The following is a 19,717-nucleotide window of genomic DNA, read 5'->3' as shown; positions in this document are numbered from 1 at the left end:
AGTATCGCACCTCGGCCCGAGCCGCTGCTTCAGGTTGGAGGCCGGCCGCCGGTCAGGTGGCGATCATCAGGCGTTGGCGCCCGCTTTCTGCTGCTTGAGCTTCTCCTCTGCCTGCATGGCCTTCTCCTCAACGGGAGCAGTACCCGACTCACGCTGCGCTCGCACGTAGGCGCGTGCCTCGTCCTGACGTTCGCGTTCCGCACCGGAGGCGATGGCCGCTCGGATGTGCTCGGGCCCGTAGCCGAACGCGTCGACCAGGTCGCCAGCGTGCGGGCGCAGTCGTGCGATGAGCCGCTCTCGGTATGCGGAGACGGCCTGCGCGCGCGGCACGGAGAGGCGACCCGACATGAGGTACCAGGCGAGGTTCTCCTCGATGAGGCCGAGACCGAAGAGGTCGCGCAGCCACGTGAGCACCTGGCGCGTCTTGCCTTCAGGCATAGCCGCGATCGCGTCGGTGAACGCCTCCCATTGCAGCAGCTGCCCGTGCGCCCGCGCTGCCTCGATGAGGGTCGGCTGGTGACGGTTGAAGAGCGCAGCCGCTTCGGACTTGGACAGCTTCTTGGCGTTGCGCAGCTTCGCGGCGATCTCGGAGACGAGGGTCTCGACCCGCGCGGTGAGGAGTTCGTGCTGCGTGGCGGGCTGTCGCAGCCAGCCCACCGACCGGGCTCGGCTGCCCCGGTCGAGGACGATCTGGCCGATGCCGCGAAGGCCGGACCCCGAGTAGATGCGTTCGGCCGTCTGCTCGGCGACGATGCGCGTGACCTCGCCCCGGTCGGCACCCTTGAACTGCTCGGCGTAGTCGCTGAGGAGTCGCTTGCCGACGAGCTGCAGCAGCACGTGGTTGTCGCCTTCGAAGGTCGTGTAGATGTCGAGGTCGTGACGCAGTTGCGTGATGCGGTTCTCGGCGAGGAACCCGGCCCCGCCGCACGCCTCTCGTGCCTCCTGCAGCGTGTCGAGGCTGTGCCAGGTGGAGAGGGACTTGAGGGCGGCCGCGAGCGTCTCGAGGTCTTCCCTGTTCTCCGGGGTGTCGAGGTCGCCGGAGAAGACGCCGTGGAACTGCTTCAGCAGGTTCTCGTGCGCGAAGCTCAGCGCGTAGGTCGTCGAGAGACGCGGGATGAGCCGCTTCTGGTGCATCCCGTAGTCGAGCAGCACCGTTTCTTGGCCGTCACCGCCCGCGAACTGCCGCCGCTCGTTGGCGTAGGTGATGGCGATCTTGAGCGCGACCTTCGATGCGGCCACCGAGGCGCCGTCGAGCGAGACTCGCCCCTGGACCAGGGTGCCGAGCATGGTGAAGAAGCGTCGCCCCGGGCTCTTGATGGGCGAGGTGTACGTGCCGTCTTCCGAGACGTCGCCGTAGCGATTGAGGAGGTTGCGTCGAGGCACGCGCACCTGGGTGAAGTGCAGGCGCCCGTTGTCGATGCCGTTGAGGCCACCCTTGACGCCGTCGTCTTCACCGCCGATGCCCGGCAGGAAGTGGCCGCTGTCGTCGCGGATGGGGACGTAGAACGCGTGCACGCCATGCTTCACGTTCTTCGTGATGAGCTGCGCGAACACGACCGCCGCCTTGCCGTGCAGCGCCGCGTTGCCGAGGTAGTCCTTCCACGCCCCGCGGAACGGGGTGTTGATGACCCACTCCTGCGTGGCTTCGTCGTACGTCGCCGTCGTGCCGATCGACGCCACGTCGGAGCCGTGGCCCGTCTCCGTCATGGCGTAGACGCCGGGCACCTCGAGGCTCATGATGCCTGGGAGGAACGTGTCGTGGTGGTAGTCGGTGCCGAGGTGCATGACGGCAGAGCCGAAGAGTCCCCACTGCACGCCGGCCTTGATCTGGAGGCTGGGGTCGGCGACCACGAGCTCCTCGAAGGCGGCGATGTTCCCACCGTGGTTCGCCTCACCGCCGAGGCGCTTCGGGAACGCCAGGTTGACGGCGCCTTCCTCGACGAGGATGTGCAACTGGCCCATCACACGGTCGCGATGTTCCGGCATGGCAAGGGCCGCGTCGTGCCACAGTTCGGGCCGAGCCGAGTTCGCTCGTGCGCGCAGGCGCTCTTCCGGCCAGGTGCCGAGCAGCTGCTGCGACAGCCAGCCGACATCGATGCGGCTCTGCTCGAGAGCAACAGGCTCGTCGAGTTCCGGATCGTTGATGCTGATGTCAGACACGGATGCTCCTTTGCAACGTTGGGATGCCTCCACGCTAGGACGGGCCACCGACACTCGCCATTTCCCGGTGGGAGGGCACGAGGATTCTCCGCGCCAGAACCCCCCGAATTGCACACTTCATACAACTCAGCGGGCCAAGCGTTAGCTTGACCCGCCAGAGATGTGCGGTGACGCCGGTTGCGGCGGCCTGCGACTACCCCTTGAGGGCGTCGCTGAGCTTCACACGTCCGCCGATGCGGAGGATGGAGTTCTCGTAGATGCGAGCGCCGATCATGATCGACACCGCACTCGTCGCGATGAGGATCACCAGAGCCAGGATCGGCTCCCACCATTCGGCCTGCCCGAGCACGACGCGCAGCGGCATCGCGATGGTCGCCGAGAACGGGATGTAGCTGAGGATCGTCATGAGCAGCGCGTTGCTGTTGAAGAGGATCACGAGCATGTACGGGATGAGCATGAGCATCATGAGGGGCGTCGTGACGCTCCCGACCTCCTCCTGCCTCGACACCATCGCGGATGCGCCCGCGTACAGCGTGGCGATCAGCACGAACCCGAAGACGAACAGCACCAGGAACCACACGAAGCCGGGCCCGATGAGCGTGAACAGCGCCCCCTGGCCCGTCGCGGCGAGCGCTATGGCCGCGGCGGCGAGGATCGCCGCCACCTGGATGAGCGCCAGGATGCTGTTGCCGATGACCTTGCCCGCCATGATGACGCGAGGTGTGACGGTCGAGAGCAGTATCTCGACGATGCGGGACTGCTTCTCCTCGACGACGCTCTGCGCGATCGTGTACGCGTAGCCCATCGCCGCCATGAAGTAGAGCACGCCGAATGCGACCGCCATGATGTACCCGAGCGCCGGGTTCACCTCGGGAGCCTCGAGCGAGAACGACGGGGGCACCTGGGCGAGGGCCATGGAGTCCTCCGTCGGCACCCCGTCGAGCCCGACGAGCACAAACGCACCTTCGCCGAGGTCGCTCGCCGGCTGCCCGTCGCCCGTGAAGAGCTGGAGGCCTCGAGCATCCGCGGGGGTCAGCACCGCGTACTCGACCTCACCGTCTCGCACGAGCTGGGCAGCGGCCTCTGCGGATGCGACCTCGGTTGCCTCGAGGCCAGCCGTGGAAGCGATCGACGTCGTGTCGGACACCGTCGCCACCTTCGTCGAGCCGCCCCCGATGGCGTCGCCGAACAGCGCGACCGCCACGATGCCGCCCGCGACGAGCAGCAGGGTGATGAGGAACGAGATCTGCTGGGCGCGCGATCGGGCCTGCACGAGGATCTCCCGCTTCGCGATGAGCTGGATGCCCTTCGCCGAGCTGAGGCCGAACTGGCGAGGCCGCGGCGCCGCGGCTGCGGCGCGCTGGGGAGACCTGGTTTCCTGTGTGTTCGTCATGCGACGACCTCCCGGTAGATGTCGGAGAGCTTCACGATGTGGCGGCCGAAGCCGAAGACCGGACCCCGGTCGAGGGCCGTGCGGAGGATGCGCTGCGCCGTCTCCCCGGAGTCGGCGACGAAGATCGCATCCCCGCGGTCGAACTCGAGCACCTTGATGCCTGGCTCGTCCCGGAGCCAGCCAGCGTCTCCGGCGACGGAGATGCGGTGCATGCCCTCGGAATGGCGCTCCTGCAGCTCGTGTCGATCACCGCTCGCTCTGATGGCGCCGCCGGAGATGATGACGAGGTTGTCGCTGAGCCGCTCGACGACGTCCAGCTGGTGGCTGGAGAAGAGCACGGGAACACCGCGGGCTGCGAAGCCCTGCAACGTCTCGAGGACGACTTCGACCGCGAGCGGGTCGAGTCCGGAGAACGGTTCGTCGAGGATCAGCATCTCTGGCTCGTGCGCGAGCGACGCGGCGATCTGCGCCCGCTGCTGGTTGCCAAGCGAGAGGTCCTCGACGTTGTCGCCTGCACGCTCCGTGAGCCCCAGGTCCTCGAGGAAGCGGTCGGCGTTCTTGGCCGCCTCCTTAGCGCTGAGTCCGTGCAGCTCGGCGAAGTAGGTGACCTGCTCTTTGACCTTCATCTTCGGGTACAGGCCACGCTCTTCCGGCATGTACCCGAAGCGGGCCCGGTCGGTGACGACGACGGGACGGCCGTCGATCGTGACGACCCCGGCATCAGGCTTCACGACGCCGAGGATCGTGCGCATCGTCGTGGTCTTGCCCGCGCCGTTGCCGCCGACGAAGCCCGTGAGCTTGCCCGGCTCCACGGAGAAGCTCACATCGTCGAGCACCTTGCGGTCGCCGTAGGTCTTGGAGATGTTCTGGATCTCGAGCATCACCCCTCCTGTCTCGCGCGACGTCCGACGCCGCACCGTCTCTGGGTATGCAGACGACGCTACGGACAACGGCGGGCCGATGGATCGGCCGCGCGACGGAACTCGACCTGGGCCGCTTCATCCGCTCGGGTGAGGTGGCGGCAGCTCGGCCTGAAGGGGCCCTACTCGACGGGTGCGACGACGCCCACGTTGTAGGCGAAGATGACCGCGTGGATGCGGTCGCGCACCCCGATCTTCGCGAGCAGGTTCGAGACATGCGTCTTCACGGTGGCTTCGGACACGAACAGACGCGCCGCGATGTCTGCGTTGCTGAGACCTTCCGCGATGAGTGCCAGCACTTCGCTCTCGCGTTCGGTGAGGCTGGCGAGGGCGGGATGCTGGCTGGGCGCCGGGGACGTGCCGTCGTCGTGCACGCCGACCTGCAGCGCATCCGCGACCTGCGTCATGGCCGGCTCGGGGGCGTCGTGGAGCATGCCGGCGATGACGCCCCGTGTGACCTGAGGGTCGAGCAGGGCATCGCCCGAGTGCACGACCCGCACGGCCTCGACGAGCGTCTCCGGCGGCGAGTTCTTCAGCACGAATCCGCTCGCTCCAACGCGCAGCGAGTCGCGGACGGCAGCCTCGTCGCGGAAGGTCGTCAGCATGAGCACACGCGGGGCGGAGTCGCCGAGCTTCATGATCTCGCGTGTCGCCGCGATGCCGTCAAGCACGGGCATCTGCACGTCCATGCACACGAGGTCCGGCTTGAGCTGCTCCACGACCGCGACGGCTTCGCAGCCGTCTGTCGCCTCGCCGACGACGACGATGTCGGGCTCGGATTCGAGGATCAGCTTGAAGCCCATGCGCACCAGCTGGTGATCGTCGACCAGCACCACGCGGATCTGTTCAGACACTTGGCCTCCTTTGGCACCCGCAGCAGCGGTGTCGTTCTCGTGACCGTATCCGGGCGAGGTTACCGGGAGTTGTCCGAGGAGCGCTGAAGTCCTGGGTCACGCCGTCACACCTGCCGGTCATATGGCACCCGGAGGAGAACCCGGAAACCACCGCCGCCGCGCTTGCTGGTGGTGACCTCGCCTCCCGCGGCGCGGGCACGTTCCCGCATGCCCACGAGCCCGAGCCCGCCCGCGCTGTTCGTCTGCCTCGCGGCTGCGGCGTGGGCGAAGGACGCCGGCCCGTCGTCGGTCACATCGAGTTCGACTCCTCGTTCCAGGTAGCGCAGCCGGACGTCGGCGGGGGCCTCGGGACCAGCATGCTTCCGCGTGTTGGTGAGCGCCTCCTGCAGCACGCGGTACACCGCGATGCCGGTGAGCGGCGACACGGGTCGCGGCTCCCCGAACGTGCTGAACTCCACCGCCATGCCTGCCCCGCGCAGCTCCTCGATGAGGGCCGGCACCTGCTCGACGGTGTGCGTCGACGGCGCGGATGCACCGGATTGCATCCCGGGTGCGCCGTCGTCGGGCGTCGGCGAACCGTCGGCGTCCTCCGCATCCGCGCTGCGCAGCGTCGTGAGGAGCGAGTGCAGCTCCTCGATCGCGACGCGCGCGCTCTGCTCGACACCGAGCAGAGCCTGTTGAGATTTCTCTGGCGACGTCTCTGCCGTGCGCCGAGCCGCGGCCGCCTGCAGGCCCATGAGCGAGACGTGATGCGCGACCACGTCGTGGAGTTCTCTCGCGATGCGCACACGATCGAGGCGGATCGCCTGCTCCCCCACCCGCTTGCGTTCGTCGGCCAGCGCCTCCGCGTACTCCTCCAGCTCGCGTGTGCGCTCCACCAGCGCGGCGCGCTGCCCTGCCCGGCGGTAGTCGGAGTTGCCGAACCAGAAGGCGCCGATGAAGTAGAGCACGTTGATGAGCAGCGTGTAGGCCGTGAAGACGCTCGAGATCCAGTTCTCGCTGTCGCTCGACTCCGAGAACGCGAAGAGGAGCGTCGCACGCGTGAAGGCGTCGACGACGGCCCACACGGTCATGCCGACCGTGATGGCGATGCGCAGCAACGTCACCATCACCCGCTGATTGCTCCAGGCCCCCGCCGTGAAGATGAGCAGGAAGTACCCGATCTGCGTGACGACCGTGTCGAGGTACGTGAACGCGAACGCCGACACGAACGCGACCGTGCTGAGCACGAGCATCCACAACGGGAATCGCCGGCGCAGCGCGATGGCGACGCCGTACATCGCGGGCACGAGGAACATGCCGACCAGGGCAGCGGCCGGATCTTCGTCATGCAGCAGACCACCGACCTCAGACGGATCGGTCCCCTTGCGCAACTCGAGCACTGCCCAGTTCGAGAACACCATGAGGCCGACCGCGACGATCGCAACGATGACATCGGTGCGCAGCGCACGCCGGGACGGGCCCGGACGCTGCCAGTCGGACGGATGCTCGGCATCGAGCCCCTGGAGTCGCTGCCAGAGATCGCTGCCGCGCGGTGACGAGATCATGTGCTCAAGGCTAGGCGCAGCCCCCGACATTCAACGCGCGTGCGTCGTGGGGCACGCGCGCGCATCAGTCGAGCAGGCCGGTCGGCTCGGCGGGGAGACGGCGCCAGGCCGCGTGCAGCCAGATGGCGCCGACGATCGCCGTGCCGAGCCCGACGACCAGCTGCACCGCGCCATTCGCGCTCGCTCCCGTGATCGCGAGCACACCAGTCAGCAGAAGCCCCGTGACCGCGAGCACGGAGAGGATGCTGCCCGCAGTCCGAGCGCCCTCCGCCCGCTTCCGCTTCGACGATCCGAGGATCTTCCAGATCGCGCCGTAGCCGACGACGATGACGACGAGCGAGACCGCGACGCTCAGGACGCTCGCCGACCGGAACTCGGATTCCTGCTGCCAGTTCGCGAGCGCACCGGCCGCGACCATGACCGCGAGGAGGATCGTCAGCCGTCGGAGCCTCGACACGCGCGCCGGGGTCAGCGACCGCTCGGGCTCTGCTTCTCGTGGCACGTCGTAGCCCGGGCGCGGTTCTTCGAACGGAGTGGGATCAGGCATGCATCAAGCCTGCCACGTCGAGCTGATGCCTCCCGGACGAGCGTGGAGTCTCCTCGCCCGCTGGCGCAGCACGTCGTCGTCCGACCCAGCGCCCGCACTCGCCAGCGCCCGCAGCGCCCCGGCGAGCGCATCCGCGCCCACCGCCTTCGCACCGGCGTCATCCGCGATCAGCTCGATGAGCAGAGCCGTCGCCCGCGACAAGTTCTTCGCACCCGTGTACCGCGGCAGGCACGCCTCGTTGACCTCGGCGAGCCGCTGGGCGAGAGCGTGGAACCTGACCAGGTGGCAGCGCTCGTGGGCGACGACCGCTTCCAGCTGCTCACGCGTCAGGAGCTGCTCGAGCCCGCTCGACACGATGACCACCGGAGCGGGGCCAGCTGCCGCGAGCGCGTGCGGCGCCGGGGACTCGACGAAGCGCACGAGGGCCCCGCCGATGCGCTCATCCCTGTAGGACAGCACGCGCGCAGCATCCCGCAGCTCATCGTTCGCACGCCTGCCGTCAGCCAGAGCGCGCCCGGAACGACGCGTGACGATGAACCCCCAGCCGAACATGGCGATCAGGCCGACGCTCGCGACGACCGAGGCGAGCGCGATCTCGAAGCCACTGAGCCAGCTGCCCTCGTCATGCTCCCAGGTGAGCACAGCGACGACCGACAGCGCGACGGCCGCGAGCAGCGCAAGCGAACCGCCGACGACGGCGCCGTGCCACAGTCCAAGAGCCAGCTGCGGATGCTGCACCTGCCAGGTCCCCCGGGTAAGGAGCGACGGTGCCGCGAGCATCGTGAAGACCGCGAACGCGAGACACACGAGCGCAGGGATGATCCACACTTCGGATCACTCGCGTCCGGGGAGGAGCCCCGGACGCCCGCTTGGAGCCATGGTGGAACCCGGTCCGGCTCCGGCTAGCTGGCCGATGCGGGCTCGGAAGCCGAGACAGGCGCGTGCTGGAGGGCCGCGCGAAGGAGGTCCGCATCCCGAGCGTCGAGGTTGCCCGCGAACTTCAGGAGCGCGGCCTCGCGGCCATCGATCGTCTTCAGCGCATTCAGCATGGCCCTGGAGGCGTGCTCGGCCTCGGTCTGCGTCGCCGCGAAGCGGATGCCGCGCTGCTCGTGCCCGACACGGGTCACGTCACCCTTCGCCCGGAGGCGGTCGAGGGCAGTGAGGATGGTCGTGGACGCGGGGACCCGGCCAGGGAAGCGGTCCTGGATCTCACGGGCCGTGAGCGGTTCGTCTGCGGTCCACAGGAGCCGCAGCACGACGAGTTCGAGCTCACCCCGTGCTCGAGTGCGAGTTCCTGGCATTGTGCTGCTCCAATTCTTGACGCGGATCTACCGTGGGGAACGTCACCCAGATCTCCGCGAGTCTCCAGGCTATCAAGCTCGACGGCCTGTCGCGCGCGTCGCTCTACAGTTTGTAGACTTGCACCAGCCCGTGACCTTAGCGGGATCGTGTCCCGCTGAGGGAAGGCGTGGAGCCCAGTGAGAAACGTCAGCACTCGTCTGCTCATGAGCTGCGCCGCGATCGGAGTCGCGGGCGGAGTCGTGTTCACCGTCAACGCCTACATCGGCGGCGCCGTCTCGAACCTCCTCCCACTCGTGTACGGGCTCACGATCGGCCTGTACTTCATTCCGGGGGCACTGGCGCAAGCGCTGTTCCGCCGTCCGTGGGTCGGCCTCATCACCTCGGCCCTCGCCGGACTCGTCGCCAGCCCGTTCCAGCCGATCGCGTTCGGCGCGTTCCTCATCGGCGTCGGCATCGGCATCCTGCAGGAGCTGCCCTTCCTGATCACGCGCTTCCGCCGCTGGTCCGCTTGGCTCTTCCTCGTCGGCTCGACCTTCGCTGGCCTCATCATGACCGCCGCGGCGTTCCGCATCCTCGACGGCGGCGGGTACGACGCGCTCGGCACGGTGCTGCTCATCGGCAGCTTCCTCGTCTCGCCTCCGCTCTGCACGATGCTCGCGGTCTGGCTCGCGAAGCAGCTCGAGCGCGCGGGCATCGGCCGTGACCTGCGGCTCGCGGAAGACCGCAGAGCACCCAGGTGACGTCCCCGCTCCTGCGGGTCGAACGTCTCTCCGTCACCCACTTCGATGCTGCGGCTCCGCGGCCCGACGACGTCTCGTTCTCGATCTCTCGCGGCGAGGCGGTGCTGCTCCTCGGCCCGTCCGGGTGCGGCAAGTCGACGCTCGCGAGAGCGCTGAACGGGCTCATCCCGCAGTCCCTGGGGGCAGACGTGACCGGGAACGTGCTGCTCTCCGACGGCGGGCGAGGGCCGGAGGCCGACACCACCTGGCGTGATGTCGCGGATCTCGGGGTCGGCGCCGCCAGCCAGCACGTCGCCATGGTCTTCCAGGATGCGGACGCGCAGATCGTGACCGGCCAGGTCTTCGACGAGGTCGCCTTCGGGCCCGAGAACCTGGGCCTGCCCGTTCCGGAGATCGAGACGCGAGCCGAAGCGGCGCTCGCCCAGCTCGGACTGTGGCAGCGGCGAGACGACTCCCCCGACGTCCTCTCCGGCGGGGGAAGACAACGACTCGCGATCGCGAGCGCCCTCGCGATGGACTCCCCGCTGCTTGTGCTCGACGAGCCCACTGCGAACCTCGACCAGACCGCGAAGCACGCCATCTACCTAGCACTCGGGGAGCTCGTGCGCGCGGGCACGCACGGCCTGCTGCTCATCGAGCACGACCTCGATGAGGCGCTCACGATCGCCACCCGCGTCATCGTGCTCGACTCCGCGGGACGGTTGGTGCTGGACGGCCCACCCCGAGAGATCTTCGGGCAGCACGCCGGCAGGCTTCGCGAACTCGGCGTCTGGTTCCCCGTCGCCCACGAGGCGGCGGCAGTCTTCACCGATGCCGGTTGGGACCTGGGCGCGGCGCCGCTGCCGCTGCTCGGCCGCGACCTCACGCAGCGCCTTGAGCACGCGCGCGCGCCTGAGCGCACGCACCGGCCCGATCACGCGAGGCGCCCCGAGCACGCGCCCACGCCGACGGCGACCGACCCGCGCATCGGTCTGCGGCCAACTTCGGTGACTGATCGCGCCGAATCAGCCGCGCACGCAACTGCGACCCCCAGATTGTCACCGAAGTCGGCCGTGTCCCCCGAGAAGTCCGGCACGCAACCGGCTTCCCATCGCCTCGACGTGCGCGAGCTCACCGTCACCCGCGGCCGCACACGGGTGCTCGGCCCGGTCTCCCTGAGCATCGAGCCCGGGACGATCACGGCCGTCGTCGGGCACAACGGGGCAGGCAAGTCCACCCTGCTGCAGGCCCTCGCGGGTGTGCGTCGCGCGCCGCGCGGCACCGTTCTGCTCGACGGGCAGGACACGTCCCGGATGCGAGCCGGGGCCCTCCGCGCCCGCGTCGGCTACGTCTTCCAGAACCCGGAGCACCAGTTCCTCACGCACACCGTGCGCGACGAGCTGGCGTTCGAGATCGGGCGAGGGACGGCGGATGCGCGGAGCCGAGTCGACGAGATGCTCGAGCGATTCGGGCTCGCCGAGCACGCCGACCGGCACCCGTTCCTCCTCTCCGGCGGCCAGAAGCGGAGGCTCACGGTAGCCGCGGCCCTCCTCGACGGCGCCGACGTGCTGGTGCTCGACGAACCGACCTTCGGACAGGACAAGTCGCGCGCCGACGAACTGGTCGCCATGCTCAGGGAGCTGCACCGAGACGGTGCCACGCTGGTGCTCGCGACGCACGACCTGCAGCTCGTGACGGAACTCGCGACGCACCTTCTGGTTCTCGAGGGTGGTGTGGTCGCCGCGCACGGCGACGTCAGCGAGGTCGTGTCCTCCGGTGCGCTCGAGGCCGCGGGACTCGGCCTGCCGCCGCTCGCCCAGGCGCTGGCGGACGTGCCCAGTCACCCCTGGCTGCGCGGCATCACGTCGATCTCCCGGCTCGAGGCTGAGCTCGCGCGCCGGTCCTCGCCGACCCTGCACGGTGCGTCGTGAGCGCAGGCAACGCGCTCGCCTCGCGCCCCACCGTCGCACGGTCGCGAGCCGACCGACTGCCCTGGCTGCACCGGCGGACGCCGCTCGTGAAGATCGCCGCGACGTTGCCCGCGATCATCGCGATGTTCGTGGTGCGCGATCCCTTCAGCCCGGCGCTGCTGATCGTGCTCTGCGGCATCGCCATTCTGAGCGGGGCGCGCATGTCTGCTCGAACTGCCCTGCTGCTGGTCGTGGGGGTGCCGGTCGTGGTGGCGGTCCTCTCGGTGACCCTCGGCGTCTGGGTCGACCCGACGGCGACCGGCGAGACATCGGGCGCCGCTCCCCTGCTCGCCGCGCTCGCGCTCGACGGTACGGCGACGATCTTCGAGCTCGCCGGCCGGCCCTTCACTGTGGCCGCCTGGGCCACCGGACTCGGCACCGCGCTTCGCCTCGTCGCGATCGTGCTGCTGTCCCTGGTCGGCGGAATCGCCACGGCGGGCGACGACTTCGTGCGCTCGCTGGTGCAGCACCTGCACGTGCCCTACCGCTTCGGCTACGCGGCGATGGCCGCGTTCAGGTTCGTGCCGAGGTTCCGGTCTGAACTCGAGGTTATCCGAGCCGCCCGGCGCGTGCGTGGCGTCGATCGTGGTCGGGGGCCGCTCGCCTGGCTGCGCTCGCAGCTCGACGTCGCCATTCCTCTGCTCGCGGGCGCGCTGAGGCACGCCGACCGGGTCGCGCTCTCGATGGATGCACGCGCGTTCGGCTTCGCCCCGACGCGCACCGAACGACACATCCTCCGCACTGACGCGGCCGACTGGGCTCTGATGCCGATCGCGTGGGTCGCGACCGCCGCGGCGCTGCTCGCACCCGGCATCCTGAGCTGACACGTCCAGCCCGAGTGCCGCAGCTCGGACCTCATCACCCGAGTCTCGGGATGGGTTCCGCGTCTCCGGATGGGTTGCCGCCCATCCCGAGACGCGAAACCCATCCCGAGTTCACGTCGCGAGGCGGCTCCGTCGCCGCACGCGGCGCAGATGCCGGCGCAGCTACTCGCTCGTGTTCTGCCCGAAGTTGCTCTCGGCCACGCCCCACTCATCCGGCCCGGTCGCGAAGCGCTTGTCGTGCTTCTCCGCTTCCTCGACTTCAGCCTCCAGCTCCTGCGGAGTGTCGACGGGCTCCGGCTCGAAGAGCGAGCCCGCGTCGGGGAAGAGGTTGCCGTCGCCGTTCGCACGCTCGTTGGTGAGCTGCTCGGTGCTGATGCGCGCCGCGCTCTCGTTGCCGGCGCTCTCGCCGCCGGAGCCTTCGCCGTCGGCCGCGACGTCCTCGCCCGCGCTTGCCTGGTCTGCCCGCGCCCGCGGGTCGTTCGCCTGCTGTTCGCTCATGCGTCCAACGCTACGCGGCGAACCTTGACCCGCCCCGCATCTGCATCGATGACAAATGGCGCTGACGCTGTCCCGTGCCGCGAGGCTCTCCCGTGTCGATACGGGGCGGTCGACGCCAACGCTGAGGAAGGTGCCTAGTCTGCGTACGCCATGAAGGCGTCGAGCTCGGCGCCGCCCGGGCGTGCCGGGATCATGGGCGCGTCGATCTCGGCCCGCTCGAGCAGCTCGGACATGCGGCGGCGGCGCTGCTTCGGGATGACGGTGACAACCGTGCCGCGCTGTCCGGCGCGACCGGTCCGGCCGGAGCGGTGGAGGTACGACTTGTACTCCTCTGGCATGTCCGACTGGATCACGAGACGGATGTCATCGACGTGGATGCCCCGCGCGGCGACGTCGGTCGCGACGAGCACGTTGACCTTGCCGCTCGTGAGCAGTCGCAGGTTGTGCGTGCGACGCCCCTGCGTGAGGTCGCCGTGGAGTGCTGCCGCGGGCACGCCGGCCATCGACAGCTCGGTGGCGAGCCCCTCGGCCGCGACGCGCGTCTTGGTGAAGATGAGCACGCGCCCACCGGAGCCGGCGAGCTGCTCGATGACGGCGCGCTTGTCGTCTCGCTCGACGACGAGGACGCTGTGGTCGATGTCGGTGTGCTGCTCTTCCTCGCCGGCAACCTCGTGAACGGAGGGCTTCTTGAGGAACTCCGTCACGAGCCGCTGCACGGCCGCGTCGAGCGTCGCCGAGAACAGCAGCCGCTGCCCGCCTGGCATGGTCATGCGCAGGATGCGCTGCACGGGCTCCAGGAACCCGAGGTCGCACATCTGGTCGGCTTCGTCGAGCACCGTGATCTCGACCTGGTCGAGCCGCAGGAAGCCCTGGCGCTCGAGGTCCTCGATGCGGCCAGGGGTTCCGATGACGATGTCGACGCCGCGCCCGAGGGCCGTGACCTGACGCTGCTGCGGAACGCCTCCGTACACCTGGGTCGTGAAGAGGCCGACGCTTCGGGCGATCGGCTGGATCGTGCGGTCGATCTGCAGGGCGAGCTCGCGAGTCGGCGCGACGATCAGGGCGCGGGGTGCGCGCCCGATCTTGCGCTTGCTGGCGTCGGCATCGCGTCCGCGGGCGACGCTGAGCCGCTGCACGAGGGCTGCGCCGAACGCGATCGTCTTGCCGCTGCCGGTGCGGCCACGGCCGAGGACGTCGCGCCCCTGGATCGCATCCGGGATCGTCGATGCCTGGATGGGGAACGGGCTCGGTGCGCCGAGTTCGGCGAGCGCGTCGACGATGTTGGCGCCGAGACCGAGGTCGCCGAAGCTCAGGCCGTCGGCGTTCTTCGCGCCGACCGCGGTCGGGGCGAGACGCTCGAGCACGCGATCTTCGTCGTGAGACGGGGCGCGGCCCGCGGCGGACTGGCTGTGGCTGCGGTAGTCCTGGATGGCCCCACGCTGCGGCTGACTCGCGCCGCGAGCCGTGGGGTCGAAGTGCTTGGCGCTGCGGTCACCGCGCGAGCCGGCCGCCGGCTGGCGCCCATGCGACTGGCGGAGGGCGTCGTGGTGGTGACGGTCAATGCGCTCGTTGCGGTCGGAGAACTGGCCGTCGCGCCCTCGAGCACCACCACGGGCTGAGGCGCCGCCGCGGGTCGGTGCGGCTCCGCGCGCGGGTGCACCTCGACGGGTGCTGTAGCGCTCATCTCCGCGGGGACGGCTCTGGTCTGATGCGCGCGAGCCGGTGCGATCGCGGTCGTAGGAGTCTGAGCGTCCGCCGGCATCGTATCCACCGCGTCGGTCGTCGCCCCGGTCACGGTATCCACCGCGGCTTTCGTCGCTCCCTGAGCTGCGGTTGCTTCGACGGTCGTCGTCTGAGCCTGGCCGCGAGTTCGCGCCGTAGCCACCACGACGATCGTCGCTGCGACCGCCGTATCCGCTGCGGCGGTCGTCGCCACCAGTGCGGGCGCCGCCATCACGTCGGTCGTCGCCGCGGTAGGCGCCTCGTTCGCCACCGCCGGATGAAGCCGAGCTGCGACGGTCGTCACGGCGTCCGCCGTACCCTCCGCGGCGGTCGTCGCCGGCCGCCCCGTCACGGCGGCTCTCGCTCGCCCATCGGGGGTTGCCGCCGGCACCGGCCCCTCCGCCGGCGCGGGCTGGGCGTTCGCCGCGGCCCGAGGAGTCCTTGGGGATGTAGTTGCTCGCGGGCTTGAACCCGCCCTTGGCTTTGCGCTTGGGCATGTGTGCCTTCTCCAGATCTGGCACGCAGCTCACACAGAATTCGGCGCATGCCCAACTGGCCAGGCTAGCTCACGATGGGCGCCCTGACCAGAGGCGATTGCTGGGACGCAGGCGATTTCTCGCCCATTGGCTATCTGGACGTGGTCACGAGGATGCTCCACGGGCCGTCCGGCACATCCGCGTCGTCGACGAAACGCCAGGAGACCCCGTCCTCGATGCCGTTGAGGTGCTCGAAGCCGAGGCACGAGTTGAGGGCCGGCGAAACATCCATGCCTGCTCCCCCGTAGCGCTGATTCTTCGGACGCGCGTCGCCTCCGCCGAACACGTACTCGGCGTCGGCGTACTCACCGGGTCCTGCGTCTTGGATCTGTCCGTAGCAAGTGCGTCCGTCGTGCTCGAGCTGCACCCAGCGGTTTTTCAACAGACTGAACCCGGGGTCACGCTTGGCCGTGGCGTACGCCTTCTCCGAGGCCCACGGCACGACTCTCTGGCGCAGACCGGCGGCTGTCGCATCGTTGACGTCGTCGAAGGGGAGGTCGAGGTAAAACGGATTCTCCTTTGCCACGGTGCGGGTCGGGAAGTAATTCTTCGCCGCCGACCTCGCCTCCGTCTGACACACGTTCTTGACGATGACGCCGTCGCAGCCGCCATAGTTGGCGTACCAGTCTGGGTCATACGTCGAGTGCATCTGGCTGCCATCCGCAGCCTTGGCGTCGAAGATCTCACCCACCCAGAACGTCGTCGCGACGATGTCCGTGTGCCACGGATACGTCTCCTTCGCCTCTGCCGACTGACATCCCGTCAGAACAGCCACGGCGCTGAGGGCGAGTCCAGCTCGGACCCTTCTGCGAGTTCCCGTCTCCACTGTGCCTACACCGACCCTGCAGTCACCATCGAGTACTCGTCGGTCACGAGCGTCCCATTCGAGAAGATGCTCAGACCGTAGGAGATGCCCGTGAACCCGGCAGGAACGGCCTGCGTTCGCCAGGTTGCCGACGTCGGTGACTCGCTCGCATCGAACCAAGGACTCGAGTCCCAGTACTGCCAGGTTCCGCTTGAATTCCGCAGGTGCACCACAAACTGCACATACGTGTCGGAGCTGTACTGCACGCTCAGGTCGTAGGCAGATCCTGGCTCGGCCGCAGGCGCGCATTCCCCGAGATCATGTTTCTGCATCCACGCCGTGGCGCCGTCAGCATAGGCCGCGAGGTCGACCTGCGCCGAGCTGGCCCCGGCAATCGGAGTCGGACTCAGCGATGCGGCTACCTCTGCACTACCCCAGGTGTCGAGTTCCCAGCACGACGCTGATGCCGCACCTTCACCCCAGGTCTCGAGACCAGGGTTCACGACGCCGTTCCCCGATGTCACGGCCTGCCCGATGTCCCAACCGGACTTGCGGATCGACTTGCGTGAACCTTCTACGACGTCATCGAACGTCTCCACGTCGATACGGTTGCGCTCTTCTTCCTCCTCGAGGTACGCGGCGAAGTCTGCGAGCAGCTGCTCCGAGACGCCGATGGGCGAGCACCCCGCCTCTAAGCACACACGATGGAACGTGATGGGCATCCATCCGCCAGCCGACTTCGCCTGCTCGACGAGGGCCACCAGGTCGTCCAGGGTCCAATCGCTCTCCACCTGCGCTGGCGCACGGATCGCATAGGGATCAGTGGGTCGCAGCGATTCGGTGGGTGGGCAGTCGTCGCATCCCACCTGCGATTTCACTCCTCCGAGAATACGAGCGCTATTGAATCCGCACTCCTTCACGGCGGCCTGCGCATCAGCGTCGTAAGCCGCGTATGGATATGCGAAGCTCGTCACCTTCGCGCCCATCTTGTAGAGATTCAGGCGATCCATGCAGATCTCACGCACAGCCTCCGCCTTGCTCACTGACGTCAAATCAATGTGATTGACGGTGTGCGAGCCGATCTCATTCCCCCGGGCCTGGATCCATTTCACGTCCGATTGCGTGAGATAGCCCGGCACTCCGACCAGACCGGACTGCACGAAGAACGTTCCTTCCAAGTCGTAGTCGTCGAGGATGGACGCGGCTGTCCTGTGGTCGGCGGTGCCGTCATCGAATCCGAGCGTGATGACCGGAGTCTTCTTGGATGTGTGCGGCGCGGGGGCGATCTGCTGGCCGACACCGGACGGACCCGCCTCGGCCGCATTCGCGCCGGCTGCGGGTGCGGCCGCGGCCGAAGGTACGAAGACGCACAGCGACAGCAGCGCCACTGCAAGCGTCCCGACCAGCTGCGTCATGTGGTGGTGTCGGCGCTGTTCTTCAATTGCTGTCCTCAACGGCGGTTCGTGCCCTTCACGAGGGCTTCTGCTGCTCGGGTATCCTCGACGACAGCCGCGATGATGCTCTCGATGGGAAGCCGGGGCTCGTAGCCGACCAGTTCGCGTGCAAGGCGGTTGTCCGGCACTCGGCGCTGCATGTCCTCGTAGCCCTCGCCGTACGCTTCCTCGTAGGGAACGAGCACGATCTCGCTGCTGCTTCCCGTGATCTCGATGATCATGCGCGCAAGTTCGAGGATGGAGATCTCCCTCGCGCCCCCGAGGTTGACGGCGAGGCTCTGCGCGGCGGGGGCCTCGAGGACGTCGATCATCGCCGCCGCCACCTCTCCGACGTACCCGAAGCAACGCGTCTGCGAGCCGTCGCCGAAGACGGTCAGCGGCTCGCCACGGAGCGCCTGCCTCACCAGGCCCGGTACGACCATGCCGTAGCGTCCAGTCTGACGAGGGCCGACGGTGTTGAAGGGACGCACGATGGCGACCTGCAGGCCGAGCTCCTTCGCGTACGCGTGCGCGAACGACTCGTCGATGCCCTTCGCGGCGGCGTAGGTCCAACGCGCCACGAGCGGCGACCCGAGTACTCGGTCTGCTCCCTCATGGAGTGCATCAGCCGTGTTCTTGCCGTAGATCTCGCTCGTTGACACGACGAGCACCTTTGCGCTGTTGCGGAGCGCCACATCGAGGACGTTCTCTGTGCCATGGATGTTCGTCTTCAGGCTTCGCAGCGGCTCATCGAGGATGGTGTGCACCCCCACCGCCGCCGCGAGATGATAGATACGTTCTACGCCGTTCGCGAGTTCCGCGAGCAGCTCAGCGTCGAGAACGCTGCCTTCAACGAGTCGGACGCGATCGCGCACATGCGCGAGGTTGTCGGCCGTTCCGGTGGAGAAGTCGTCCAGAATGACGATCTCGTCACCGCGCTCGAGGAGCAGGTCGACGAGGTGGCTTCCGATGAAGCCCGCCCCGCCTGTGATGAGGGTGCGCATGAGGTGTTCTCGCCTTTCAGAGGTGTGTGCAGTCAGCTGACTGAGCAAGCGTGTAGGTCGCGTCGAGCACGCGGGCGTGCTTGGGCAACGAGTCGAGATCGAAGGAATCGTGCCGGGTGTGCACGAGGATGAGCGAGGGTGCGCCGATGTCGTCCGCTCGAATGCTGCGGAGCTGGGTACTGTCGCGGAGCCGGATCGAGGGCACGTGCGCGTCCACGTATTCGACCTCGACTCCCGCCGTGCGAAGCCTGGAGATGACCTCCAGAGCGGTCGACTCGCGGACGTCGCTGACGTTCGGCTTGTAGGCGACGCCGATGACGACGACGCGCGCATCCATGGCGCGTGTTCCGGCGTCGGCGAGCAGTTCACGCACCCTGGAAGCAACGAATCGAGGACGTTGCGATAACCCGCTCATCGCTTCCTCGAGAATTGGCGCGCGCGTCTGGTCTGCCTTGAGCTGCCAGAGCAGATAGTGCGGGTCGCACGGGATGCAGTGGCCGCCGACGCCGGGACCTGGGCGGAAGGGCGTGAATCCGAAGGGCTTCGTGGCCGCCGCGTCGATGACGTCGCTGACCGGGACGTCGAGGCTGCTGCAGACGGCGGCGAACTCGTTGATGAAGGCGATGTTGACCGCGCGGAACGTGTTCTCCAGGAGCTTTGTGAGCTCGGCCACCTCGAGGGACTCGACGAGGTGCGTCGAGCGAACGTATTGCTGGAGCACAGCGACGGCGACGTCGCCGCACGCGCGTGTCGCTCCTCCGACGACCCGCGGCACGTCTTCGTGCGAGAAGCTCTCGACCGCGGGATTGATGCGTTCCGGACTGTAGGCAACGTGCACGTCGATCCCGACACGCAGCCCGCGCGCTTCGAGGGGGCCGACCACGAGATCACGAGTGCAGCCGGCATACGAGGTCGAAGTCAGCATGAGGAGCTGGCCGGGACGCGCCTCCGCGACGACGGCCGCTGATGCGCCCCGGAGTGCCCGCAGGTCTGGCACGGAGTGCGCGTTGACCGGAGTGGGCACGCAGACGATCACCGTGCGAGCCCTATTGACACGGCTGAGATCGGAGGAGAGCTCCCACGCGGCGGAACTGCCTGCCGAAGTGAGCCTTGCGCGGTCACTGCCCAGGAGGTCCGGTGCCCCGCTCCGGATGTCAGCGAGGCGGTGCTCATTTATGTCGACTCCAAGCACGCGCAGACCTGCCGCGTGGAATGCGAGAGCGGTCGGCAGTCCGACGTAGCCGAGTCCGACGATGGCGACGTCGTACGGCCAGGCCAGGTCCGCGGGTGCGGCATCGAGGCGTTGCTCGACGTTGACCGTGACGGTTGCCGGGCTCGCAGAACGGAGTAGAACTCTGTCGCGCAACAATTAGACCCCCTGTTGAAGACGTGTTCCCATAACCTTGGCCATCCAAAGCCCCCCCCGGGGAGAATTTAGCCAAGGGCATCATGTTACGCATATGCGACAGCCCTCGGTACGGGG

The 19,717-nt window shown here is 68.3% G+C and carries 17 protein-coding genes; 3 read left to right on the top strand and 14 right to left on the bottom strand.

Annotated elements, in window-relative coordinates:
* Positions 1 to 66: 66 nt before the first annotated feature.
* The 8 genes from C5C17_RS01715 to C5C17_RS01680 all read right to left on the bottom strand — a co-directional run bounded on the left by C5C17_RS01715 (position 67) and on the right by C5C17_RS01680 (position 8,722).
* The gene (locus C5C17_RS01715; protein WP_181028432.1) at positions 67 to 2,160 is read right to left on the bottom strand and encodes an acyl-CoA dehydrogenase; all 2,094 of its coding nucleotides are present in this window, start codon (positions 2,158 to 2,160) and stop codon (positions 67 to 69) included.
* 193 nt (positions 2,161 to 2,353) lie between these two features.
* On the bottom strand, positions 2,354 to 3,553 hold the full coding sequence (locus tag C5C17_RS01710; protein WP_104251640.1) for an ABC transporter permease: 1,200 nt from the start codon (positions 3,551 to 3,553) through the stop codon (positions 2,354 to 2,356).
* Entirely contained in the window at positions 3,550 to 4,434 is an 885-nt protein-coding gene (locus tag C5C17_RS01705; RefSeq protein WP_104251639.1) for an ABC transporter ATP-binding protein, read from the bottom strand. The genes C5C17_RS01710 and C5C17_RS01705 overlap by 4 nt, the downstream gene beginning before the upstream one ends.
* Before the next feature lie 161 nt (positions 4,435 to 4,595).
* A complete protein-coding gene (locus tag C5C17_RS01700) occupies positions 4,596 to 5,327 on the bottom strand; it encodes a response regulator transcription factor (protein ID WP_104251638.1) in 732 nt (243 codons plus the stop codon).
* A gap of 104 nt (positions 5,328 to 5,431) precedes the next feature.
* Positions 5,432 to 6,874, bottom strand: coding sequence for a sensor histidine kinase (locus C5C17_RS01695; protein ID WP_181028431.1), 1,443 nt, complete (start codon positions 6,872 to 6,874; stop codon positions 5,432 to 5,434).
* Positions 6,875 to 6,938: 64 nt separating this feature from the next.
* Positions 6,939 to 7,421: a hypothetical protein gene (locus C5C17_RS01690; RefSeq protein WP_104251636.1), complete on the bottom strand. Its 483-nt coding sequence runs from the start codon at positions 7,419 to 7,421 to the stop codon at positions 6,939 to 6,941.
* A gap of 3 nt (positions 7,422 to 7,424) precedes the next feature.
* Positions 7,425 to 8,249: a M48 family metalloprotease gene (locus C5C17_RS01685; protein ID WP_104251635.1), complete on the bottom strand. Its 825-nt coding sequence runs from the start codon at positions 8,247 to 8,249 to the stop codon at positions 7,425 to 7,427.
* A 74-nt stretch (positions 8,250 to 8,323) separates the two neighbouring features.
* A complete protein-coding gene (locus C5C17_RS01680; protein ID WP_104251634.1) occupies positions 8,324 to 8,722 on the bottom strand; it encodes a BlaI/MecI/CopY family transcriptional regulator in 399 nt (132 codons plus the stop codon).
* A 177-nt stretch (positions 8,723 to 8,899) separates the two neighbouring features.
* Between C5C17_RS01680 and C5C17_RS01675 the strand changes: the two genes are divergently transcribed.
* Genes C5C17_RS01675 through C5C17_RS01665 form a run of 3 tightly spaced genes read left to right on the top strand, consistent with a single transcriptional unit; the run spans position 8,900 to position 12,236 of the window.
* Positions 8,900 to 9,463 (top strand): ECF transporter S component, encoded by a 564-nt coding sequence (locus C5C17_RS01675; protein WP_146079043.1) that lies wholly within the window; start codon positions 8,900 to 8,902, stop codon positions 9,461 to 9,463.
* The gene (locus tag C5C17_RS01670) at positions 9,460 to 11,373 is read left to right on the top strand and encodes an ABC transporter ATP-binding protein (RefSeq protein WP_104251632.1); all 1,914 of its coding nucleotides are present in this window, start codon (positions 9,460 to 9,462) and stop codon (positions 11,371 to 11,373) included. The genes C5C17_RS01675 and C5C17_RS01670 overlap by 4 nt, the downstream gene beginning before the upstream one ends.
* Positions 11,370 to 12,236 (top strand): energy-coupling factor transporter transmembrane protein EcfT, encoded by an 867-nt coding sequence (locus tag C5C17_RS01665; protein WP_104251631.1) that lies wholly within the window; start codon positions 11,370 to 11,372, stop codon positions 12,234 to 12,236. Before C5C17_RS01670 ends, C5C17_RS01665 begins: the two co-directional genes overlap by 4 nt.
* 162 nt (positions 12,237 to 12,398) lie before the next feature.
* Here C5C17_RS01665 and C5C17_RS01660 read toward each other — a convergent pair whose 3' ends face one another.
* The 6 genes from C5C17_RS01660 to C5C17_RS01635 all read right to left on the bottom strand — a co-directional run bounded on the left by C5C17_RS01660 (position 12,399) and on the right by C5C17_RS01635 (position 19,603).
* A complete protein-coding gene (locus C5C17_RS01660) occupies positions 12,399 to 12,734 on the bottom strand; it encodes a hypothetical protein (protein ID WP_104251630.1) in 336 nt (111 codons plus the stop codon).
* A 134-nt stretch (positions 12,735 to 12,868) separates the two neighbouring features.
* A complete protein-coding gene (locus C5C17_RS01655) occupies positions 12,869 to 14,953 on the bottom strand; it encodes a DEAD/DEAH box helicase (protein WP_104251629.1) in 2,085 nt (694 codons plus the stop codon).
* Between the two features lie 130 nt (positions 14,954 to 15,083).
* On the bottom strand, positions 15,084 to 15,767 hold the full coding sequence (locus tag C5C17_RS01650; protein WP_104251628.1) for a hypothetical protein: 684 nt from the start codon (positions 15,765 to 15,767) through the stop codon (positions 15,084 to 15,086).
* Between the two features lie 56 nt (positions 15,768 to 15,823).
* Positions 15,824 to 17,212, bottom strand: a complete 1,389-nt coding sequence (locus C5C17_RS01645) for a polysaccharide deacetylase family protein (RefSeq protein WP_104251627.1) — start codon at positions 17,210 to 17,212, stop codon at positions 15,824 to 15,826.
* 35 nt (positions 17,213 to 17,247) lie between these two features.
* Complete coding sequence (locus C5C17_RS01640; protein ID WP_104251626.1) at positions 17,248 to 18,234, bottom strand: NAD-dependent epimerase/dehydratase family protein; 987 nt, start codon at positions 18,232 to 18,234, stop codon at positions 17,248 to 17,250.
* A 16-nt stretch (positions 18,235 to 18,250) separates the two neighbouring features.
* Positions 18,251 to 19,603, bottom strand: a complete 1,353-nt coding sequence (locus C5C17_RS01635; protein WP_104251625.1) for a nucleotide sugar dehydrogenase — start codon at positions 19,601 to 19,603, stop codon at positions 18,251 to 18,253.
* Positions 19,604 to 19,717 lie beyond the last annotated feature (114 nt).

Origin of the sequence: Pseudoclavibacter sp. RFBA6 (genome assembly GCF_002931575.1) — a bacterium.
In the GTDB taxonomy this organism is placed as follows: domain Bacteria; phylum Actinomycetota; class Actinomycetes; order Actinomycetales; family Microbacteriaceae; genus Pseudoclavibacter; species Pseudoclavibacter terrae.
Note: the sequence above shows the minus strand (reverse complement) of the source record. Positions and strands in the feature narration are given on the sequence as shown.